We start from the raw sequence: 19,840 nt of genomic DNA, 5'->3' as shown, positions 1-19,840 counted from the left end.
CCAGCCCATCAAACCCCCGCTGCGGCGCCTCGCGTCAGCCGTACCGGCGTGACGGCGCGGGTCGATTGATGGTCTGGCGGTTGGCGAGCCTTCGAGACCACGTCCACCACCCACCCTGGATCCAGCATCACGTCTTCCCAGGAGAACCGGATCAGCCGCCAGCCCCGGATGGTCAGGTTGGCGTGCCGCCGGCAATCCCGCGTGAGGGCGCTCCGACTGCCGTGGTGAGCGAAGCTGTCGGCTTCCAGTGCGAGCTTCAGCCTCGGATGGGCGAGGTCGATCCGGGCCGAGAAGGTCTTGTCCTGTACCACCCACTGCGGGACGAACCCGTCGATGCCGGCATCGAGGAGCACGGCACGGAGTACGGACTCCAGAGGCGACTCTGCGCGGCTGTCGGCAGCTGCGGCTACTTGCCGGACTCGCGCGCTGCCGGGACCGGCGAGGGTGGCGGCCGCGGTAATCAGTTGGTCGCGCTGGATCGCACCCTTGCGAAGCGCGGAGTCGGCCACGCAGAGGCCGTCCGCGAATGGCAGCGTGCGAGCGCAGTCGAGGACTGTCCGCAGCTTGGTCGTCCTGTCGTCGAGAGCTGGGACGTCGTCCGCCCAGTACAGGTCGCAGGCGAGCGTGCTCGCCCGTCGGTGTTGCCCCCGCGGGACCGTTACTTGTGCCGTCGTCGGCGCTGCGAGCACATCGAGTCCGTGCAGGACGGCCGCGCTCACGTGCGACACGACTCCGCCCTGAGCACGAGCGGCCGCGACGGGGTCCTTGGCGGGTGGAAGCGCGTACACCCCCTTGGCGATGCGCTGGATCGATCCGGCCGCGAGTGCCTTCCGGATGGCGTCGCCGGACACCGAGGCTCGCAACTCGGCGAAGGTGGCCGTGCCGTTCGCGAGCTGGAGGAGCTTGACGACCGCCATTGTGCGATGGTGGCCGATTTCGGGCCGGAGCGTCGGGGGTTGTCCACAGGCCCGCGACGGCCAGCCCATCAATGGGCTCCGGGCCAGGCTCCTGCACGCAGAGCGATCGACCGACGGCCGTCGTTTGATGGGCTGGCGGTCGGATATTGCGGTGCGACCAAGCCGCGGAGGGCCCATCCTGGGAGGCATGTCGCAACCAACGGGTCCGGTCGAGCTGCGCCGCCGCCTACGCCACGCGTTCCGGTGGCAGACCGATGGTGGGACCTGAAGTAACTACGCCGACCTGACCGGGTGGTGGCGTGATGCTGCGCTGCTCCGTGAGCTCGGGCCGGCGCTGGGGAGCCTGTACGAGGCGACGCCGACTGTGGTGCTGGGGCCGGTGTCGCGGGGGTCGCTGGTCGGGGCGTTGACTGCGGCCGCGCTCGGCGTTGGGTTCGTCGAGGTGCGGAAGAACGGTGGGCCCGCGCATGACAGTGATCGGTGGGTACTGCGGACCACCGGGCCGGACTATCAGGATCGGCATGTCGACTTCGGGTTCCGGCGCGGGCTGGTGGAGGCCGGCGACCGGGTGCTGATGGTGGACGACTGGGCCGATACCGGGGCGACGGCGCGGGTGGTGCGGCAGTTGGTAGATGACTGCGGCGCGCAGTGGATCGGCGCCGCGGTCATCGTGGACGGGTTGACGGACCCCCGGTTGCGCCATGACCTGCCGATCAGGGCGCTGCTGGACGTACGGACGCTTTAGTCCGCGAGCTCCTTGGAGAGCATCGCGCTGGTGGTGCCGTTCGGGCGGCGGAGCTTGCCGACCTCGACGAAGCCGCGGGCGGTGTGGAAGGCCAGCGAGGCGGTGTCGGGCGGGTCCAACTGGACTCGCCCGACCAGGCGGTCGTAGGGCTTGGCGGCGCGTTCGACGGCCCGGTAGACCGCGGTGGCGACGCCCTGCCGGCGGTGCGCCTCGGCGACGACGATCCGGTCGAGGTGCAGGAAGCGGTCGGCGTAGGTGTTGACGAACCACTGGAAGTCGAGCGAGTCATGGGCGGAGCCGGGCACGAAGGTGAGGACGAAGGCGGCGATCTCGCCCTCGATCTCCACCACGGCGGCGTGGGCGGCGATCAGCCGGAGCCAGTCCAGCCGGTCGGGGCCCAGCGGGTCCGTCTGCTCGACGGCGGCGGCGTTCAGGGCGAGCACGGCCGGTTCGTCGGCTGACGTCATGGGGCGGAGTTTCACGAGCACACCTTCCCACGCGGAGACCCTTCCGCGGCAGGGGTCCGATCAGGGCCTTACCGGGCCCGAACCCTGAAATTCGGGGGCCGGGGTTGGGAATGGACCGGCGGTGGTGCAATGTTGAGCCAGGTGAACTCAAGTCTGCGGATCTGGACCCTCGGTCCGATTTGAATCCGGACAGGCCGGGAGGCAAACTTGAGTCTGTATCACTCAACTTCGTGGAGGTAGCACACATGGCCCGCGCGGTCGGTATCGATCTCGGTACGACGAACTCCGTCATCGCCGTACTGGAAGGTGGCGAGCCCACCGTCATCCCCAACGCCGAGGGAGCGCGCACGACGCCCTCGGTCGTGGCCTTCGCCAAGAACGGCGAGGTCCTGGTCGGCGAGGTGGCCAAGCGCCAGGCCACCACGAACGTCGACCGCACCATCCGGTCCGTCAAGCGTCACATGGGCGAGGACTGGTCGGTCAGCATCGACGGCAAGAAGTTCACCCCGCAGCAGATCAGCGCCTTCGTGCTGCAGAAGCTGAAGCGGGACGCCGAGGCGTACCTCGGGGAGCAGGTCACGGACGCGGTCATCACCGTGCCGGCCTACTTCTCCGACGCGCAGCGCCAGGCGACCAAGGAGGCCGGCGAGATCGCCGGGCTGAACGTGCACCGGATCGTCAACGAGCCCACCGCGGCGGCGCTGGCGTACGGCCTGGACAAGGGCACCGAGCAGACCATCCTGGTCTTCGACCTCGGTGGCGGCACCTTCGACGTGTCGCTGCTCGAGATCGGCGACGGTGTCTTCGAGGTGAAGGCCACCAGTGGTGACAACCACCTCGGTGGTGACGACTGGGACCTGCGCATCGTCGACTGGCTGGTGAAGCAGTTCAAGAACAAGAACGGCACCGACCTGTCCGGCGACAAGATGGCCATGCAGCGTCTGCAGGAGGCCGCTGAGAAGGCCAAGATCGAGCTCTCCAGCGCCGCCGAGACGAGCATCCACCTTCCGTACCTGAGCCTGACCGACTCCGGCCCGCTGCACCTGGAGGAGAAGCTCTCCCGGGCCGAGTTCCAGAAGCTCACGAACGACCTGCTCGAGCGCGCCCGCGCGCCGTTCAAGGCCGTCATCAAGGACGCCGGCGTGGACGTGTCGAAGGTCGACCACGTCATCCTCGTCGGTGGCTCCACCCGGATGCCCGCGGTGGCCGAGCTGGTCAAGGAACTGACCGGTGGCAAGGACCCGAACAAGGGCGTCAACCCGGACGAGGTCGTCGCCGTCGGCGCCAGCCTGCAGGCCGGTGTGCTGAAGGGTGAGGTCAAGGACGTCCTGCTGCTCGACGTGACCCCGCTGAGCCTGGGCATCGAGACCAAGGGCGGCGTCTTCACCAAGATCATCGAGCGGAACACGACGATCCCGACCAAGGGTTCGGAGATCTTCACCACCGCCGAGGACAACCAGCCGTCGGTGATGATCCAGGTCTACCAGGGCGAGCGCGAGATGGCCCGCGACAACAAGTCGCTCGGCAACTTCGAGCTGACCGGCCTGCCGCCGGCGCCGCGCAACGTGCCGCAGATCGAGGTCACCTTCGACATCGACGCGAACGGCATCGTGCACGTCAATGCCAAGGACCTGGCCACCGGCAAGGAGCAGCGGATGACGGTGACCGGTGGCTCCGCGCTGCCGAAGACCGACATCGACCAGATGGTCCGCGACGCCGAGCAGTACGCCGAGGAGGACCGGCAGCGCCGCGAGGCGGTCGAGTCCCGTAACCAGTCCGAGGGCTTGGTCTACCAGACCGAGAAGTTCCTGCAGGAGAACGAGGACAAGATCCCCGACGACGTCAAGACCGAGGTCAAGGACGGCGTCGCGGAGCTGAAGAAGGCGCTCGAGGGCACCGACGACGCGGCCATCAAGGCGGCCTCGGAGAAGCTGTCCCAGTCCAGCCAGAAGATGGGTGCCGCGATGTACGCGAACGCCCAGGCGGCCGGCGGGTCCGACGAGAGCGCGTCCTCGGACGACAGCAACTCCAGCAGCAACGACGACGACGGTGTCGTCGACGCCGAGATCGTCGACGACGAGCGTCCGCAGGACAAGCAGAGTGGATCTTCTCAGGCTGAGGACGACAAGTGACCGATCGCGACCCAGGCAGCGAGTTCGGCGACGGTGACCCCGTCGTCCGGGACAAGCGCCGGATCGACCCGGAGACGGGCAACCTGCGGGAGCCGGCTGAGCAATCAGCCGCCCCCGCCGGTGGCGCGGCAGCAGGGATGCCCGGTACGCCGGGCGCCCAGCCGCCGCGTGATCCGTCCGACCTGATCGCCGGCCCGTCGGCCCAGGAAGCCCTGCTGACCGAGGCGCTTGCCGAGCGTACGGCCGACCTGCAGCGACTGCAGGCGGAGTACGTGAACTACAAGCGCCGGGTCGACCGGGACCGGGAGACGAACCGCGAGCTGGTCATCGGCTCGGTGCTGACCGAACTGCTGCAGACGCTGGACGACATCGGCCGGGCCCGCGAGGCGGGTGAACTCGAAGGCGCCTTCAAGGCCGTCGCCGAGTCGGTCGAGCGAGTCACCGAGAAGCTCGGCCTGACGAAGTACGGCGAGATCGGGGACGCCTTCGACCCGCGGATCCACGAGGCCCTGCTGCACAACTATTCCGACGAGGTCGACGGTCCGACCGCGACGCTGGTGATGCAACCGGGGTACCGCCTCGGCGAGCGGATCCTGCGCGCGGCCCGGGTCGCGGTCTCCGAACCGACCGAGCAGCTCCCGGCCGACCAGGCCGATGCTGACGAGGCCGGCAAGCCAACGGAGTAAGGCATTCTTAGCGAGGAGGTGGGGCGTCGATGAGTACGAAAGACTGGTTGGAGAAGGACTTCTACAAGGTTCTCGGCGTCTCCAAGACGGCTGAGCAGGACGAGATCAAGAAGTCCTACCGCAAGCTGGCGCGCAAGTACCACCCGGACTCCAACGCCGGGGACGCGTCGGCCGAGGCCAAGTTCAAGGAGGTCTCCGAGGCGTACGACGTCGTCGGGGACGCCAAGAAGCGCAAGGAGTACGACGAGGCCCGCCGGCTGTTCGGCAGTGGTGGCTTCCGGATGCCGGGTGGCGCCGGTCAGGGTGGCGGACAGGGATTCGGCTTCGACGTCGGCGACCTGTTCAACCGCTCCGGCCAGACCAACAGCGGCGGCGGTCTCGGCGACATCCTGGGCGGCATGTTCGGTGGTGGTGGCCGCACGACGACCACCACCTCGACGGCCCGCCCGAGGCGTGGCGCCGACATCGAGACCGAGGCGACGATCGAGTTCGCCGAGGCCGTCAACGGTGTCACCGTCGCGCTCCGGATGACCAGCGACGAGCCCTGCAAGACGTGCCGCGGCACCGGGGCGAAGTACGGGACCGTGCCGAAGGTCTGCCTGAAGTGCGAAGGCACGGGCATGCAGACCTCGGTCCAGGGTGGCGTGTTCGCGATGACCGAGCCGTGCACCGAGTGCAAGGGTCGTGGCCTGGTTGTCGACCAGCCCTGCGAGACCTGCCACGGCTCCGGCCGCGGCCAGTCGAGCAAGACCATGCAGGTCCGCATCCCCGCGGGCGTGCAGGACGGTCAGCGGATCCGGCTCAAGGGCAAGGGCGCCGCAGGCGAGCGTGGGGGACCCGCAGGGGATCTCTACGTGAGCGTGCACGTCAAGGCGCACCGGATCTTCGGCCGGCAGGGTGAGCACCTGACCCTGGCGGTGCCGGTGAGCTTCACCGAGGCCGCGCTGGGCGCCGAGATCAAGGTCCCGACGCTCGACGGCCTGCCGGTGACGGTCCGGATCCCGGCCGGTACTGCGAACGGCAGCAAGTTGCGCGTTCGCGGCAAGGGATCGGTCCGCCGGGACGGGTCGAAGGGCGACCTGTTGCTGACCATCGAGGTGCAGGTGCCGCACGAGTTGACCGACGAGCAGCGCGAGAAGCTGCAGGAGTTCAACACCGCTTCGGCCCAGCCTGATCTGCGCGCCGGGTTGTTCGGGAGTTCCTGATGGGCATCCCGTTCAGCCAGGTGCCGACCTGGGACGACCGCACCCCGATCTACGTGATCTCGGTGGCGGCCCAACTGGCCGGCATGCACCCGCAGACCTTGCGGCAGTACGACCGGCTCGGGCTCGTGACGCCGAGCCGGGCGAGTGGGCGCGGGCGGCGGTACTCGGCGTACGACGTGGCGAAGCTGCGGTACGTGCAGCACCTCTCCCAGGAGGAGGGGGTGAACCTGGCGGGGATCCGGCACATCCTCGAGCTCCAGTCGGAGGTCGAGGGCCTGCGCCACCGGGTGAACCAGCTCCTCGCCGAGGTCCAGCGTGGCGTCGGCGTCTCCCGCCAGCAGACCCAGCGCAGCCGGGTCTTCTCGGCGGGACCGGCCGGCGACGTGATCGCCATGGGCCGCCAGCAGACCACCACCCGCTGGATCCGCACCCAGCCCCTCGAGCTGGGCCAACGCTGATCCTCCCCGGGAGCCTCACCCGAGGCTCCCGGAGAGATCGGCCAAGACTTCCGGGCGCTTCAACCCCCGCGAGGCGCCCGGCTTCGGCCGGCGGCATCCACGGATGCTGCCGGCGCCCGGAGACACTGAACCCCCTCAGGTGTCTCCGGCCCCCGCCGGAGTCTGTCTCTCCCCCAGACGACTCCGGCCGTGCCGGGCGCGCCGTCCCCCCAGACGGCCCCCGGCCAGAGCCCCCGGACCCACCCCGGTCCGGGGGCTTCTGCCTTTTGGTGTTCATGGTCACCGCATACGCTGGCGAGGTGACGCTCACCTTGCAGACCGACCGGTTGCTGATCCGGGACTGGGAAGAAGACGATGCCGATGCCGCGCTGGAGATCTACGGCTCGGCCGATGTGGCTCAGTGGTTGTCGCCGGCGATCGACAAAGTCACCGATGCCGCGACCATGCGGGTCATCCTGCAGGCCTGGATCGAGGCCCAGCCGAACTTCGTCGTACCGGCCGGCCGCTGGGCGGTGACCCGGAAGGACGACGGCGAGGTGGTCGGCGGGCTGCTGATCCGGCTGCTGCCGCCGTACGAGGAGGACCTGGAGATCGGCTGGCAGTTGCGGCCGAGCGCCTGGGGCAACGGGTTCGCCAGCGAGGCCAGCCGGACGCTGATGAAGTACGCGTTCGACGAGGGCTCGATCGACGAGCTGTTCGCGGTCGCCCGGCCGAACAACAAGCGCGCCATCGCGACCGCGTCCCGGCTCGGGATGGAGTGGGTCGGCGAGACCGACAAGTACTACGACCTCAACCTGCAGGTGTACCGGATCCGCGCCTCGGAGTTCAAAGGCTGAGGCAGCGCGACGGTGACCAGGAACGCCAGACCCAGTACTGCGTAACTGGCGCCGAGGACCTGCTCGGGCCAAGACCAGTGGCGGCCTTCCGGGTCGAGGAACTGGTGCGGGCCGACGGCGAACACGATGGTTGCCGCCAGCATCCACCAGCGCCGGTGCACTACGAAGTACAGGGCAGCCGGGACGATCCACACCCAGTGGTGCGACCAGCTGACCGGTGACGCGAGCAGTCCCCAGGTGGCGATCGCCAGCAGCGCGAGGACGTCATCACCTGCCGCACGCGCCCGGCGAGCAGCCACCGCAGCCAGTACGCCGGTCGCCGCCACCAACCCGAGCCACAGCAGGGACCGGACCGGCCCGTCGCTCATCACGCGTTGCAGGATCGCCTGGAAATTCTGGTTGTAGGCGTACGTCGCCCCGCCGATCCGATCCGGGTCGAGCAGCACGCCGAACCAGTACTTCGCGGAGTCGGTCGGCGCGAGCGCGAATCCGAGCACGCCCAGGCCGAGGAACGTCGCCACCGCAACGGCTGCCTCGCGGTACTGCCGGCGTACCAGGAAATAGACCACGAACACGGCGGGCGTGAGCTTGATCGCCGCAGCGAGGCCGACCAGAACGCCGCGCGGCCAGCGGGTCTGAGGCAGCAGACAGTCCAGCGCAACGAGGGCCATCAGCATGAGGTTGATCTGTCCGAAGCCGATCGTCGACCGGATCGGTTCGAACGCGAAGGCCGCGACGGCTGCGGCCAGGCCGAGCGTGATGGCTTGCTTGTTCCAGCCGCGCAGCCGGTACGCGACCAGCAATGTCGTGATTGTCAGGGCCGCTGCGCTGCCGACGCACATGGCCAGGTCGGCCAGAGGCATCGGGAGCAGATGTAGCGGGACGAAGAGCACTGCGGCTAGTGGTGGATAGGTGAAGGGCAGGGCGATCCAGGGGACGTGTTGCCCGAACTCTTCCGAGTAGAGGCTGATGTTGTGGAGGTAGGCGAAGCCGCCGGTGCGGTAGACGTTCAGATCGACGTTGCCCGACCAGCTGAAGTAGAGCAGCGGGGTGAGGATGACTGCGAGGATCAGGATTTGGAGGCGGCGGTTCAACAGCGCCGTCATCCGAGCACCTTCGCGGCGGCTGGCCGGCTGGCCAGCGTGGTCAGACTTGTTGCCAGGAAGGCGATTGCGGCGATGGCGTAGGAGTTGCCGACCAGCGCTTGTGGGAAGGTGTGGTGGAACTCCTGATCGTGCGCCCACGGTGCGAGCCATGGCAGGCCGGCCAGGAAGACGGCTGTCCACGCGCCGGCGAACACCTTCATCGCCTTGCTTCGACCGGCCCACGACCACACCACGGCGACGGCGGGGAGTGCCCACACCCAGTGGTTCGACCAGGAGATCGGCGAGACGAGCAGTCCGGTGAGGCCGGTCGCCACCAAGGCATCCAGCGGTCGGCCTGCGGCGTACAGGCGGCGGGCGATCAGCAGGCCGGCGGTACCGAGGATCATTGCTCCGAGCAACCACAGCGGGGCGGTCATGGTCGAGCCGTGGGTGATCCGGGCGATCGCGCCGCGGATCGACTGGTTGCTGATGTAGTGCGCCGGCCCCGGGCGGCCCGGGTCGAAGATGTAGCGGGTCCAGAAGTCTACTGTCGGGCCGGGCATCACGAGGTAGCCGAGCAGCAGGGTGCCCGCGGTCGCGGCGGTAGCGACAGCGGCCTCGCGGAAGCGCTTCGTGACCAGCAGGAAGACGATGAAGATGCCCGGCGTCAGTTTGATGCCGGTGGCAACACCGATCAGCACACCCCGGAACCGCTTCGGGGTATGGCCGAGCAGATCGACGAGGAGCAGCGCCAGCAGGACCAGGTTGATCTGGCCCATGCCGAAGGTCGACCGTACAGGTTCGAGGGCCAGCCCCAGCGGCGCGACGATCAGCCCGGCGGTGAGAGCGCGGTCCCTGGACCACTGCGGGCGGACCGCGCGGACGGTGACGAAGGCGATCGTCATCAGGGAGATGGCCGACAGTACGGTCATCAGTACCCGGGCGAAGTGCTGGCCGATCGCCAGCGGGGCCATGATCATCGCCGCGAATGGCGGGTAGGTGAAGCCGAGGCCCATCCCCGGGTACTTGTGGTGGATCGTGTAGATGTCCTCGCCGTCGACGAAGCCCTTGGCCGCCGCGTAGTACACGCGCAGGTCGGACATCGACGACGACGGGGGCCAGATCGCCACACAGAGAGCGACGATCGCGACGGCCGCCAGGGCGAAGTACGGCAGCAGGTTCCGGGTCTTCACCGGCTCGAGAACGGGACTTGTGGTCATGTTTTCGAGCCTCGCCGCCGGACCCCTGCCCGCACATCGCCGTCAAGAGCCCTCCTTGCTCACCGCAACGGATGACCGATCGCAACAAGCCATCACTCCAAAGAGTGACGGCGCGGGCCCCTCCGTCGTCGCAGAATGGACGGGTGACAGGACCCTCCTTGCCCGCCGGCCTGCGCACCGGCGCGCGGCGGCTCAGAGCCTTCCTGGCGAGCACCCAGGCCGATATCGCGCTGGCCGTCATCGGGCTGGCGATCACGCAGGTGCAGTTGATCAAGGTGCACGGGGGCTGGCCGCATGGATCGCTCGCGGTCCAGCTGTTCCTGGCGGTCGCTCCCGCGTTGATCGCCGTCCGCCGAGTGGATCCGGTGCTCGCGTCGGTGGGGCTGCTGATCGGTACCTTCTGCTCGGTCGTGGTCGGGGACATCGACTTCGTACTCCTGGCCGGGACGGCGCTCGCCCTGTGGTCGTTGGCCTCGCGCTGCCGACTCGTCACGGCGCTGGTGGCCGGCGCGGTGATCACCGCGTTGCCCATCGCAGCCAAGGTCAGCTGGGGATTCGTCGCGGACAGGCTCTTTCCAGCCATCTATGACGGCGCGGTCGACTACTCGAACACTGCCGTCGACTTCTCTCCGGGGAGCTACAGCCGGATCCTGGCGCTGCAGTGGCCGACCTGGCTCTCGATCGCGCTCTTCGCAGTCTGCGTGCTGGGTCTGGTCTACCGGCTCGCACGCAGGCGCACGGTGGTCGAGCGAGGCATCCGGGGGCGCTTCGAGGATCTTCGCGCCTTCGTACCGACCACGGTCGCGCTCGATGCGGTGCTGGCGATGGCGGCCACCTCTTTGATCTTGCTGGACCTCGGACGGGACCTCGCCAAGGGCCTGTGGTGGACCGCGCCCGGCTGGATGACCTATGCCATCGCCTTCTCGGCTCTGACGTTGGTACTACGGCGCAAGTGGCCGGTCGTTCCCGTGGTGGTGCTCGCGATCGGCGCCTTGCTGGCGTACTGGCAGACCTCGTTCAGTTGGAGTCTGGTCGGCGCGCTGGCGATCGCCCTGTACTCATTGGCCTCCAACCGGCAGATCAGGGTTTCCTTGCCAGTGGCAACGGTCGTGCTGGGTGCGCTGCCGGTCATCGCCGAGCTGATCCGGTACTCGCAGATGAAGCTCATCTTCCCGGAGCTGAAGGGGTATCTGGACTGGGACGGCTTCACCGGCCGGCTGCGCAACTTCCCGTACGAGATCATGGTCGATCACCAGTGGCCGGTCCTGCTGTCGGCCGCGTTGGCGTTGGCGGTGGCTGCCGGAGTACTGGCTCGGCTCTATCGGCGGAACCGGGTTGCCGCGGCGCGTGAAGCGGAGCTGGAGCGGCGTAGCGAGGAGCAGGACGCGGCGCAGGTCGTGCTCACCGAGCGCTCGAACATCGCGCGCGACCTGCACGATGTGGTTGCGCACGCGGTCAATCTGATGGTGATCCAGGCGGAGACCGGGCCGGATCTGTTGCAGCGTGGGGATCGGGACGTGCTGGAGGGATTCCAGCGAATCGGCGACACCGGGCGACGGGCGCTCGGCGAGTTGGACCGGTTGCTGTCGGCGTTGCGGGATGCTGACGGGGTGCCGGATCCACAGTTGGCGCCGCAGCCGGGGCTGGCGGAGCTCAGACAATTGGTGCGGGACGTGTCGCACGACCGGCTCTCGGTCGAGTTGGAGTTGGACGGCGATCCCGGCGTACCGCCTGCAGGTCACCAGCTCACGGCGTACCGGCTGGTGCAGGAGGCGTTGACCAATGTGGCGAAGCACGCGGAGGCGACGAGAGTCGTGGTGGCCGTGAAGGTCAGCGCCGAGGGGATCGCTGTGACGGTGACGGACGACGGGCACGGGTTCGATCTCGTGGCGGCGCGCAGGGGCAGTCGGCATGGGCTCGCTGGGATGCGCGAGCGAGTGCGGATCCATCGCGGCACTCTCGACATTCAGACGGCGCCGGGTGCGGGGACGGTCGTACAGGCGTGGATCCCGGTCGGCGTTGCCGCGAAGGTGGGCCAGTGAGCGACGGGGCGGCGCCGATCGTGGCTGGTGAGTCGCCGGCGATCAAGGTGATGGTCGTGGACGACCAGGATCTGGTGCGGGACGGGATCGCGATGATCCTGGACGGTCAGCCGGATATCGAGGTGGTCGCGCAGGCAGTCGACGGCGCGGACGCGATCCGGAAGGCGGCGGCGGTGCTCGACCTCGGGGTCGTGCTGATGGACGTACGCATGCCGGTGATGGACGGGATCGAGGCGACCAGGCGACTGGCTGCGCAGGTGAACGCGCCGCGGGTGCTGATCCTGACGACGTTCGACCTCGACGAGTACGTGTACGACGCGCTGCGCGCCGGTGCCAGCGGCTTTCTGCTCAAGCGGTCCTCGCGGGACGAGTTGATCAACGCGGTCCGGGTGATCGCGGCCGGCGACGCGTTGCTCGCGCCACCGGTGACCAGGCGGCTGATCGACCGGTTCGCCGACAACAGCCTCGATCCATCGGTCGCGGCGCAACTCGACGTACTGACCGCCCGCGAGCGCGAGGTCCTCATCTTGGTTGCCAAGGGCAACTCGAACGCCGAGATCGCGGCCGGGCTGCACCTGACCGAACACACGGTCAAGACGCACGTCAGCCGGATGCTCGCGAAGACCGGCCTGCGCGACCGGGTCCAGGCGGTGATCCTGGCCTACGACGCGGGCCTGGTGACCGCGGGCCAGCGGTGAATGTCAAGCGTTGACGGGTGGGTCGGAAACCCGGAAAGATAACTGCGACGCCGCTGCAGCCAGCACCCCGTGAAGAACGAGGATCGCATGCGAAAGCTAGCCGCAGTACCTGCACTTGCCCTGTCCGCCGCCCTCCTGACAGCACCGGCAACCGCGCACGCCGCCACCAACACCTACTTCGTCGACTCCTCTGCCGGCAGCGATTCCGCCGCCGGTACCAGTACTACGACAGCCTGGCGCAGCCTGGCCAAGGTCAACGGCTTCGCCTTCCAGCCCGGCGACACGATCAGCTTCAAGCGCGGCGGATCGTGGACCGGCACCCTCACCTTGTCGAGCTCGGGGACCGCCGCGGCCCCGATCGTCGTCGGGGCCTACGGCAGCGGGAACCTGCCCGTCGTCGGCGGGCCGGTCACCGACTGCGTGAAGATCACCGGCTCGTACTGGTCCATCGGCGACCTGCGCGCGAGCAACTGCGAGTGGGCCGGCTTCGAGCTGTTCGGCGACCACATCGTGATGGACACCGTCCAGGCCGACGGCAACGCCGCCGGGGTCTCGATCGTCGACGGCTCGGACGGCAACACGATCAAGTGGAGCACGATCAAGGACAACACCAAGATGAGCGTGCTGACGCCGAAGAATGTGGACCCCGACGACGACGCCGGGGCGTTCGGTTTCCTGGTGCACGGCAACGACAACGTGATCAGCCGGAACGTGATCACCGGGCAGTACGCGTTCAGCTACGACTACGGTTTCGACGGGGCCGCGGTCGAGATCTTCAACGGCAACCGGAACCGGATCGAGTACAACACGACCGCCGACAACGAGACGTTCACGGAGCTCGGCCGGAACGGTACCGGCAAGACCGCGGACGGCAACGTGTTCGGCTACAACAGCGTCACCTCCACCAAGGCGCAGGGTGGCTTCCTGGTCACCCGTGGAGCGGGTAGCGAGATCGGCCCGGTGCGCGGCACGGTGGCGGTGAACAACTCCGTCTATCTGCCCAACGGCGATGGCTTCAGCTGTGACGAGGGCTGTGGCGCGGGCATCCTCAAGCTGCACAGCAACCTCATCAAGGTCGGCAAGAAGGTGGGCTACGAGGACGCCTTCGACACTGGCAACCCGGCCGACAGCGCGGACGAGGACCGCGGTGTGTACTCCGGGAGCCAGTACCAGTTCACGCTCGGCCCGCACTCGGTGAAGGCTGATCCGCTCTTCACCAGCGCCACTAACCTGCGCCCGAAGGCCGGCAGTCCGGCTCTCGGGAGAGGTGAGAATTCCGGCTTCGCGTACGACCTCGCGGGCAAGTCGCTGGCCGGCGTGGTCAGCTGGGACGCAGGCGCTTACCAGTCCTGAATCTCTGGGGTGGGCGCCGTGGTCGCGCGCACCCCTTTTCGCGCGCCCAGGCTCGGGTTGTCCCTGAGTTATCCCCAGGTTTTGGCAGAGTTGAGTGGAATGGACTCAAGTTTGGATAGGTTGTCTCTGGTAGGACCTGTAACTGAGCTTGAAAGGCTGGAACCAGATGGATGTTCAGCGGTTGACGACGCTGGCCCGGGAAACCCTGTCGGTCGCGATCCGTCAGACGTCTGCGGCCGGCAACCCGACCGTGGAACCGATTCACCTGCTGTCGGCGCTGCTCGCGCAGCCGGAGGGGACCACTGTCGGTCTCCTCGAGGCTGCGGGCGGTGACCTCGACGCAGTACGCCGCCGCACGGCGGAGGCGATGGGCCGCTTGCCCAAGGCGAGCGGAGGCAGCGTGCAAGCGCCGAGCCTGTCGCCGAAGACGAGCGACGTGCTCAACCAGGCTGAGCAGCGGGCGCTGGGGCTGGGGGACGAGTTCGTCTCCACCGAGCACCTGCTGATCTCGCTCGCCACCGTCGAGGGGGTCGCGCAGACCGCGCTGGGCGTGACGGCCGACGCGCTGCTGCAGGCGTTCGACTCGATGCGCGGCAATCGGCGGATCACCTCGCCGGAGGCTGAGGGCACCACGAAGACGCTGGAGAAGTACGGCGTCGACCTGACCGAGCGGGCCCGGGACGGCAAGCTCGACCCTGTGATCGGGCGCGACTCGGAGATCCGGCGCGTGGTTCAGGTGCTGTCCCGGCGTACGAAGAACAACCCGGTACTGATCGGTGAGCCCGGCGTCGGCAAGACGGCCGTGGTCGAGGGACTGGCTCAGCGGATCGTCGCGGGTGACGTACCCGAGTCGCTGCGCGGGCGGCGGTTGATCAGCCTGGATCTTGGGGCGATGGTCGCCGGAGCGAAGTACCGGGGTGAGTTCGAGGAGCGGCTGAAGGCCGTGCTGACCGAGATCAAGGAATCGGACGGCCAGGTCATCACGTTCATCGACGAGCTGCACACGGTCGTCGGCGCGGGCGCGTCCGGCGAGGGTGCGATGGACGCCGGCAACATGCTGAAGCCGATGCTGGCGCGCGGCGAGCTGCGGATGATCGGCGCGACCACGCTGGACGAGTACCGGACCCGGATCGAGAAGGACCCGGCGCTGGAGCGACGGTTCCAGCAGGTGTTCGTCGGTGAGCCGTCGGTCGAGGACTCGATCGCGATCCTGCGCGGGCTGAAGGAGCGGTACGAGGCGCACCACAAGGTCGCCATCTCCGACTCCGCGCTGGTGGCGGCCGCGACGCTGTCCAACCGGTACATCACCGGCCGGCAGCTGCCCGACAAGGCGATCGACCTGGTCGACGAGGCGGCCTCCCGGCTGCGGATGGAGATCGACTCGTCGCCGGTCGAGATCGACTCGCTCCGGCGTACCGTCGACCGGCTGAAGATGGAGGAGCTCGCGCTGTCGCGTGAGGAGGACGCCTCGTCGCAGGACCGGCTGGCCCGGCTGCGCGCCGACCTCGCGGACCGCGAGGAGGAGCTGCGCGCGCTCGAGGCCCGCTGGGAGAAGGAGAAGTCCGGCCTGAACCGGGTCGGCGAGATCAAGGAACGGATCGACGAGCTGCGCGGCCAGGCCGAGCGGGCCCAGCGCGACGGCGACTTCGAGACCGCCTCCCGGATCCTGTACGGCGAGCTTCCGCAGCTGGCGAAGGAGCTGGAAGAGGCTTCGGAGCAACCCGTCGTCGACGGACCGGACGCGATGGTCAACGAGGAGGTCGGGCCGACCGAGATCGCCGAGGTGATCGCGATGTGGACCGGCATCCCGACCGGCCGGCTGCTCGAGGGCGAGACCGGCAAGCTGCTCCGGATGGAGGACGAGCTGGGTCGCCGGCTGATCGGTCAGCGTGAGGCGGTCAAGGCCGTCAGCGATGCCGTTCGGCGTGCCCGGGCCGGGATCTCCGACCCGGATCGGCCGACGGGGTCGTTCCTGTTCCTGGGTCCGACGGGTGTGGGTAAGACGGAGCTGGCGAAGGCGCTGGCGGACTTCCTCTTCGACGACGAGCGCGCGATGGTGCGGATCGACATGTCGGAGTACGGGGAGAAGCACAGCGTGTCGCGGCTGGTCGGTGCGCCTCCGGGCTACGTCGGCTACGAGGAAGGCGGCCAGCTGACCGAGGCGGTGCGGCGTCGTCCGTACTCCGTGATCCTGCTCGACGAGGTGGAGAAGGCGCATCCCGAGGTCTTCGACATCCTGCTGCAGGTGCTCGACGACGGGCGGCTCACCGATGGCCAGGGCCGGACGGTCGACTTCCGCAACGTCATCCTGGTGCTGACCAGCAACCTGGGTTCGGCGTACCTGGCGGACATGTCGGTCGAGGACTCGGTCAAGCGCGACCAGGTGATGAACGTGGTCCGGCAGGCGTTCAAGCCGGAGTTCATCAACCGGCTCGACGAGATCGTCCTGTTCGACGCGCTCGGCTCGGAGGAACTGACCAAGATCGTCGGCCTCCAGATCGTCGCCCTGCAGAAGCGCCTGGTGGATCGGCGGATCACGCTCGACGTCGGCGAGGACGCGATGGAGTGGCTGGCCATGACCGGCTACGACCCGGTCTACGGCGCCCGCCCGCTGCGACGCCTGGTCCAGTCGGCCATCGGTGACGAGTTGGCCCGCGGTCTGCTCTCCGGCACCATCCGGGACGGCGACACGGTCCACGTCCGCCTCAGCGAGGCGAAGGACACGCTGGAGGTCACCTCCGCCTGACGCTGGCATCCACTATGCGGCCCCGGATCCCCCGATCCGGGGCGCATGGCGTTTCGTGTCGCCGGGGGTCCCAGCCGCCGTTCGCTAGCAGGTTTTGGTGCCGCTGGCGTGATGCTTGACGCCAGCGGCTCAAGAACCTGCCAGTGGGCCGGGCAACCCCGCATCCACCTGCGCTTTGCATGGGTCTGGGAGGATCGGGGGAGGGGTACCTGGTGGAAGGAACTGTGTAGGAGATGAGCGACCAGTACGGCAGGCCTGGGTCTGCCGACGATCAGCCGGGGCCGTATCAGGGCGCCTTCGGCTCGGCCGGGCAGCAACCGCCACCACAGCAGACGCCGTACGGCGGACAACCCGGCCCGTACGGCGGTTCCTTCGGCCAGAACCCGTACTCCTCGGTGCCCGGCCCGGGCGTCGTACCCCCGAAGCAGGTGAAGATCGCCGCCGCGATCTCCCTAGCCCTAGGCGTACTCTGCGTCCTCCTCGGCCTCTTCATGCTCACCTCGGCGGGCTCGGAGATCGCGAAAACCCTTACCGGCGACCCATCCGCCAAAGGCGTAGTCGTAGCCGCCGTCCTAATCAGCAGCGCCTTCTACCTGCTACCGGCGTTCTTCCTCCGCCAACGCCGCCGCTGGGCCCGCACCCTACTGCTCGTGGTCGCCGTCCTAGGCATAGCCGGCGGCATCACCGCCCTACCAGCCTCAATCCTCGGCGTAGCCCTCCACGCCACCCTCCTTTACCTAATGCTCCAAGAACCCACCAAACGCTGGTTCAACGGCCCCCGCTGATGGAGATCTGGATCAACCCGTCCTGCTCCAAATGCCAAGCAGCCACCACCGCATTGGACGAAGCCGGTGTCGCCTATACAGTCCGCCGCTACCTGGACGACCCACCCACCGCAGCCGAACTGGAAGCGGTCCTGACCCGCCTGAACTTGGCCCCCTGGCACATAACCCGCCTAAGCGAACCAGCCGCCAAAGCCGTCGCCCACCTCCCCATGGACGACTTCCACCGCGCCGACTGGATCGAGGCCCTGATCACCAACCCCATCCTCATCCAACGCCCCATCCTCACCACCGACGACGGCACCACAGCCATCGCCCGAGACCCAGAAACCCTCGCCCGCCTACTAGGCGAATAGAACGCGAAAGCTGGGCCCCACCGTCCGGAGGGAATCCCAGCTTCACTTCTCCACAAGGAGCCCTAGGGAGCTATCAAAAGTCTTACACACAAGGCGATTCGGCTTCCACTCGCGATTCTGATCTGCCCCGAGGCTGCCCCGGTCTGCCCACCGAGTGGCTCCCCGCACTTCGGGCTCTGGCGCTGCATCATCCCGAGATGCTCAGCAAACAGTCGCCTGCTTCCGCCCTCTCCGCCTGGATCGACGAGTCGATCATCGTCGGAGATGACTACCAGCCGGGGGCTTACGCGCTTGCGTCTGTCATTGCGGATTCGTCAGCGACCGAAGGGCTACGCGATGCGTTGCGGGGCTTGAGGGAGCGCAAAGTCGTCCGGCTGCACTGGGTTGCGGAGTCGGAGAAGCGGCGTGATCAGATCGCTCATGCGATCGCCGGGTTGGACATCGCCGCGATCGTCGCGTTGGGGATGCCGGTCCATCGGACGAAGCAGGAGCGCGCTAGGCGCTGCTGCCTCGAGTGTCTCCTCTACGAGCTGGATGGGTTCGGCGTCACCCAGGCGTGGTTCGAGTCGCGCCAGGCGGTACCGGACAGCCGTGATCGGCGGCTGGTGGACAGCGCCAGACGCAAGGGACTGCTCTCCTACAACCTGGCGATTGACTTCGCCAGACCTGTTCAGGAGCCGATGCTCTGGCTGCCGGATGTGGTGGCGGGTGCTGTGACGGCCGCGCAGCTGGGTGAGCCTAGATGGCTGCTCACGTTGTCCGAATCGGTTGACATCAGACACGTGGAGGTGCGCTAGAAAGCGCGAAAGCTGGGCCCCTTCATCCGGAGGGAATCCCAGCTTCACTTCTCACCAAGGAGCCCGTGGCGAGCTGATGCAAGTCTTACACGGCGGCGGGTGGGCTGTCACGTCCGTTGGTGGGGCAGGTTGGGGCAGATTGCGTCAGAGTTTGGTTAGGCGGGATAGGGCTTCTTGTAGGACCTCTGGCTTCTTGCAGAAGGCCCAGCGGACCAGGGGGCGGCCGGCTTCGGTGTTGTCGTAGAAGACTTGGGTGGGGATGGCTACTACGCCGGCGCGTTCGGGGAGCATGCGGCAGAAGTCGATGCCGTCGGTGTGGCCTAAGGGGCGGATGTCGGTGGTGACGAAGTAGGTGCCTTGGGGGCGGTGGACGCCGAAGCCCAAGGATTGCAGGCCGTCGCAGAGGAGGTCGCGTTTGGCTTGCATGGTGGAGCGCAGGGTGTCGAAGTACTCGTTGCCTAGGGCAAGTGCTCCGGCGACGGCCGGCTGGAACGGGGCGCCGGAGACGTAGGTGAGGAACTGCTTGGCGGTGTTGACCGCGGTCACCACCGAGGGGCTACCGGTGACCCAGCCGATCTTCCAGCCGGTGACCGAGAAGGTCTTGCCCGCGCTGCCGATCGAGACGGTGCGCTCGGCCATTCCCTCGTACGCCGTGAGCGGCCGGTGCTGCAAGCCGTCGAAGATCAAATGCTCGTAGACCTCATCCGTGATGACAACCAGATCGTGCTCGACCGCGATCGACGCGATGCCGCGCAGCTCGGTGTCGTCGAGGACTGTGCCGGTCGGGTTGTGCGGCGAATTGATCAGCAGCACCTTGGTGCGCGGCGTGACGGCGGCGCGAAGCTCGTCGAGATCGAGCCGGAAGTCGGGCGCCCGCAAGGTGACCGGTACGCGACGTCCGCCGGCCATTGCAATACAGGCGGCGTACGAGTCGTAGTACGGCTCGAGTGCGATCACCTCGTCACCCGGTTCGACGTACGCGAGCAGCGCCGCCGCGATCGCCTCGGTCGCGCCGGTGGTGACGAGCACCTCGGTATCCGGGTCGTACGACAACCCATAGAACCGCTGCTGGTGATCCACAATCGCCTGCCGCAACGCGGGGATGCCGCGCCCGGGCGGGTACTGGTTCGCCCCACCCCGGATCGCCGCGATCGCATCCTCGAGCAACGAGTCCGGCCCATCAGTGTCCGGAAACCCTTGCCCCAGGTTGACCGACCCAGTCCGCACCGCCAACGCCGACATCTCCGCAAAGATCGTCGTCCCCAGCCCCTGCAACCGCACAGCCTGTTCGCGCATACCCCGACCCTAACCCGAC

General features: G+C 67.9%; 18 protein-coding genes. 13 read left to right on the top strand and 5 right to left on the bottom strand.

Features of this window, described 5'->3' with window-relative positions:
• Positions 1-8: 8 nt before the first annotated feature.
• Positions 9-917 (bottom strand): DUF559 domain-containing protein, encoded by a 909-nt coding sequence (locus tag OHA70_RS09510; RefSeq protein ID WP_328330727.1) that lies wholly within the window; start codon positions 915-917, stop codon positions 9-11.
• A gap of 283 nt (positions 918-1,200) precedes the next feature.
• On the opposite strand from OHA70_RS09510, the gene OHA70_RS09505 reads away from it, so the two are divergent.
• Positions 1,201-1,662 (top strand): phosphoribosyltransferase family protein, encoded by a 462-nt coding sequence (locus OHA70_RS09505; protein WP_328335077.1) that lies wholly within the window; start codon positions 1,201-1,203, stop codon positions 1,660-1,662.
• Here OHA70_RS09505 and OHA70_RS09500 read toward each other — a convergent pair.
• Positions 1,659-2,144 carry a GNAT family N-acetyltransferase gene (locus OHA70_RS09500; RefSeq protein ID WP_328330726.1) on the bottom strand — a complete coding sequence of 162 codons (486 nt, stop codon included), beginning with the start codon at positions 2,142-2,144 and terminating at the stop codon, positions 1,659-1,661. The genes OHA70_RS09505 and OHA70_RS09500 overlap by 4 nt on opposite strands.
• Before the next feature lie 230 nt (positions 2,145-2,374).
• Between OHA70_RS09500 and dnaK the strand changes: the two genes are divergently transcribed.
• The 5 genes from dnaK to OHA70_RS09475 all read left to right on the top strand — a co-directional run bounded on the left by dnaK (position 2,375) and on the right by OHA70_RS09475 (position 7,446).
• Positions 2,375-4,261, top strand: coding sequence for a molecular chaperone DnaK (gene dnaK, locus OHA70_RS09495; RefSeq protein WP_328335075.1), 1,887 nt, complete (start codon positions 2,375-2,377; stop codon positions 4,259-4,261).
• Entirely contained in the window at positions 4,258-4,947 is a 690-nt protein-coding gene (gene grpE, locus OHA70_RS09490) for a nucleotide exchange factor GrpE (protein WP_328330725.1), read from the top strand. The genes dnaK and grpE overlap by 4 nt, the downstream gene beginning before the upstream one ends.
• A 29-nt stretch (positions 4,948-4,976) precedes the next feature.
• Positions 4,977-6,152, top strand: a complete 1,176-nt coding sequence (gene dnaJ / locus OHA70_RS09485) for a molecular chaperone DnaJ (RefSeq protein WP_328330723.1) — start codon at positions 4,977-4,979, stop codon at positions 6,150-6,152.
• Positions 6,152-6,610: a heat shock protein transcriptional repressor HspR gene (locus OHA70_RS09480; RefSeq protein ID WP_328330721.1), complete on the top strand. Its 459-nt coding sequence runs from the start codon at positions 6,152-6,154 to the stop codon at positions 6,608-6,610. Before dnaJ ends, OHA70_RS09480 begins: the two co-directional genes overlap by 1 nt.
• A gap of 299 nt (positions 6,611-6,909) precedes the next feature.
• Positions 6,910-7,446, top strand: a complete 537-nt coding sequence (locus tag OHA70_RS09475) for a GNAT family N-acetyltransferase (RefSeq protein WP_328330719.1) — start codon at positions 6,910-6,912, stop codon at positions 7,444-7,446.
• Here OHA70_RS09475 and OHA70_RS09470 read toward each other — a convergent pair.
• On the bottom strand, positions 7,392-8,552 hold the full coding sequence (locus OHA70_RS09470; RefSeq protein ID WP_328330717.1) for a glycosyltransferase 87 family protein: 1,161 nt from the start codon (positions 8,550-8,552) through the stop codon (positions 7,392-7,394). The genes OHA70_RS09475 and OHA70_RS09470 overlap by 55 nt on opposite strands.
• Positions 8,549-9,751 (bottom strand): glycosyltransferase 87 family protein, encoded by a 1,203-nt coding sequence (locus OHA70_RS09465; protein WP_328330715.1) that lies wholly within the window; start codon positions 9,749-9,751, stop codon positions 8,549-8,551. Before OHA70_RS09465 ends, OHA70_RS09470 begins: the two co-directional genes overlap by 4 nt.
• Positions 9,752-9,894: 143 nt before the next feature.
• Here OHA70_RS09465 and OHA70_RS09460 point away from each other — a divergent pair, with 143 nt between their 5' ends.
• From OHA70_RS09460 to OHA70_RS09430, 7 genes are all read left to right on the top strand, one after another.
• Positions 9,895-11,793, top strand: coding sequence for a sensor histidine kinase (locus tag OHA70_RS09460; RefSeq protein WP_328330713.1), 1,899 nt, complete (start codon positions 9,895-9,897; stop codon positions 11,791-11,793).
• On the top strand, positions 11,790-12,491 hold the full coding sequence (locus OHA70_RS09455) for a response regulator transcription factor (protein WP_328330711.1): 702 nt from the start codon (positions 11,790-11,792) through the stop codon (positions 12,489-12,491). Before OHA70_RS09460 ends, OHA70_RS09455 begins: the two co-directional genes overlap by 4 nt.
• Before the next feature lie 87 nt (positions 12,492-12,578).
• Complete coding sequence (locus OHA70_RS09450; RefSeq protein ID WP_328330709.1) at positions 12,579-13,844, top strand: hypothetical protein; 1,266 nt, start codon at positions 12,579-12,581, stop codon at positions 13,842-13,844.
• Between the two features lie 166 nt (positions 13,845-14,010).
• Entirely contained in the window at positions 14,011-16,590 is a 2,580-nt protein-coding gene (gene clpB, locus OHA70_RS09445; RefSeq protein ID WP_328330707.1) for an ATP-dependent chaperone ClpB, read from the top strand.
• A gap of 233 nt (positions 16,591-16,823) precedes the next feature.
• Positions 16,824-17,375, top strand: coding sequence for a hypothetical protein (locus OHA70_RS09440; protein WP_328330705.1), 552 nt, complete (start codon positions 16,824-16,826; stop codon positions 17,373-17,375).
• Complete coding sequence (locus OHA70_RS09435; RefSeq protein WP_328330703.1) at positions 17,375-17,728, top strand: ArsC/Spx/MgsR family protein; 354 nt, start codon at positions 17,375-17,377, stop codon at positions 17,726-17,728. The genes OHA70_RS09440 and OHA70_RS09435 overlap by 1 nt, the downstream gene beginning before the upstream one ends.
• 197 nt (positions 17,729-17,925) lie before the next feature.
• Complete coding sequence (locus tag OHA70_RS09430; protein ID WP_328330701.1) at positions 17,926-18,525, top strand: hypothetical protein; 600 nt, start codon at positions 17,926-17,928, stop codon at positions 18,523-18,525.
• A gap of 144 nt (positions 18,526-18,669) precedes the next feature.
• Here OHA70_RS09430 and OHA70_RS09425 read toward each other — a convergent pair whose 3' ends face one another.
• Positions 18,670-19,821, bottom strand: coding sequence for a pyridoxal phosphate-dependent aminotransferase (locus OHA70_RS09425; protein WP_328330699.1), 1,152 nt, complete (start codon positions 19,819-19,821; stop codon positions 18,670-18,672).
• Positions 19,822-19,840 lie beyond the last annotated feature (19 nt).

Origin of the sequence: Kribbella sp. NBC_00382 (assembly GCF_036067295.1) — a bacterium.
Taxonomy (GTDB): Bacteria; Actinomycetota; Actinomycetes; order Propionibacteriales; family Kribbellaceae; genus Kribbella.
The sequence above is the reverse complement of the archived record's forward strand: the minus strand, read 5'-3'. Positions and strand labels throughout refer to the sequence as shown.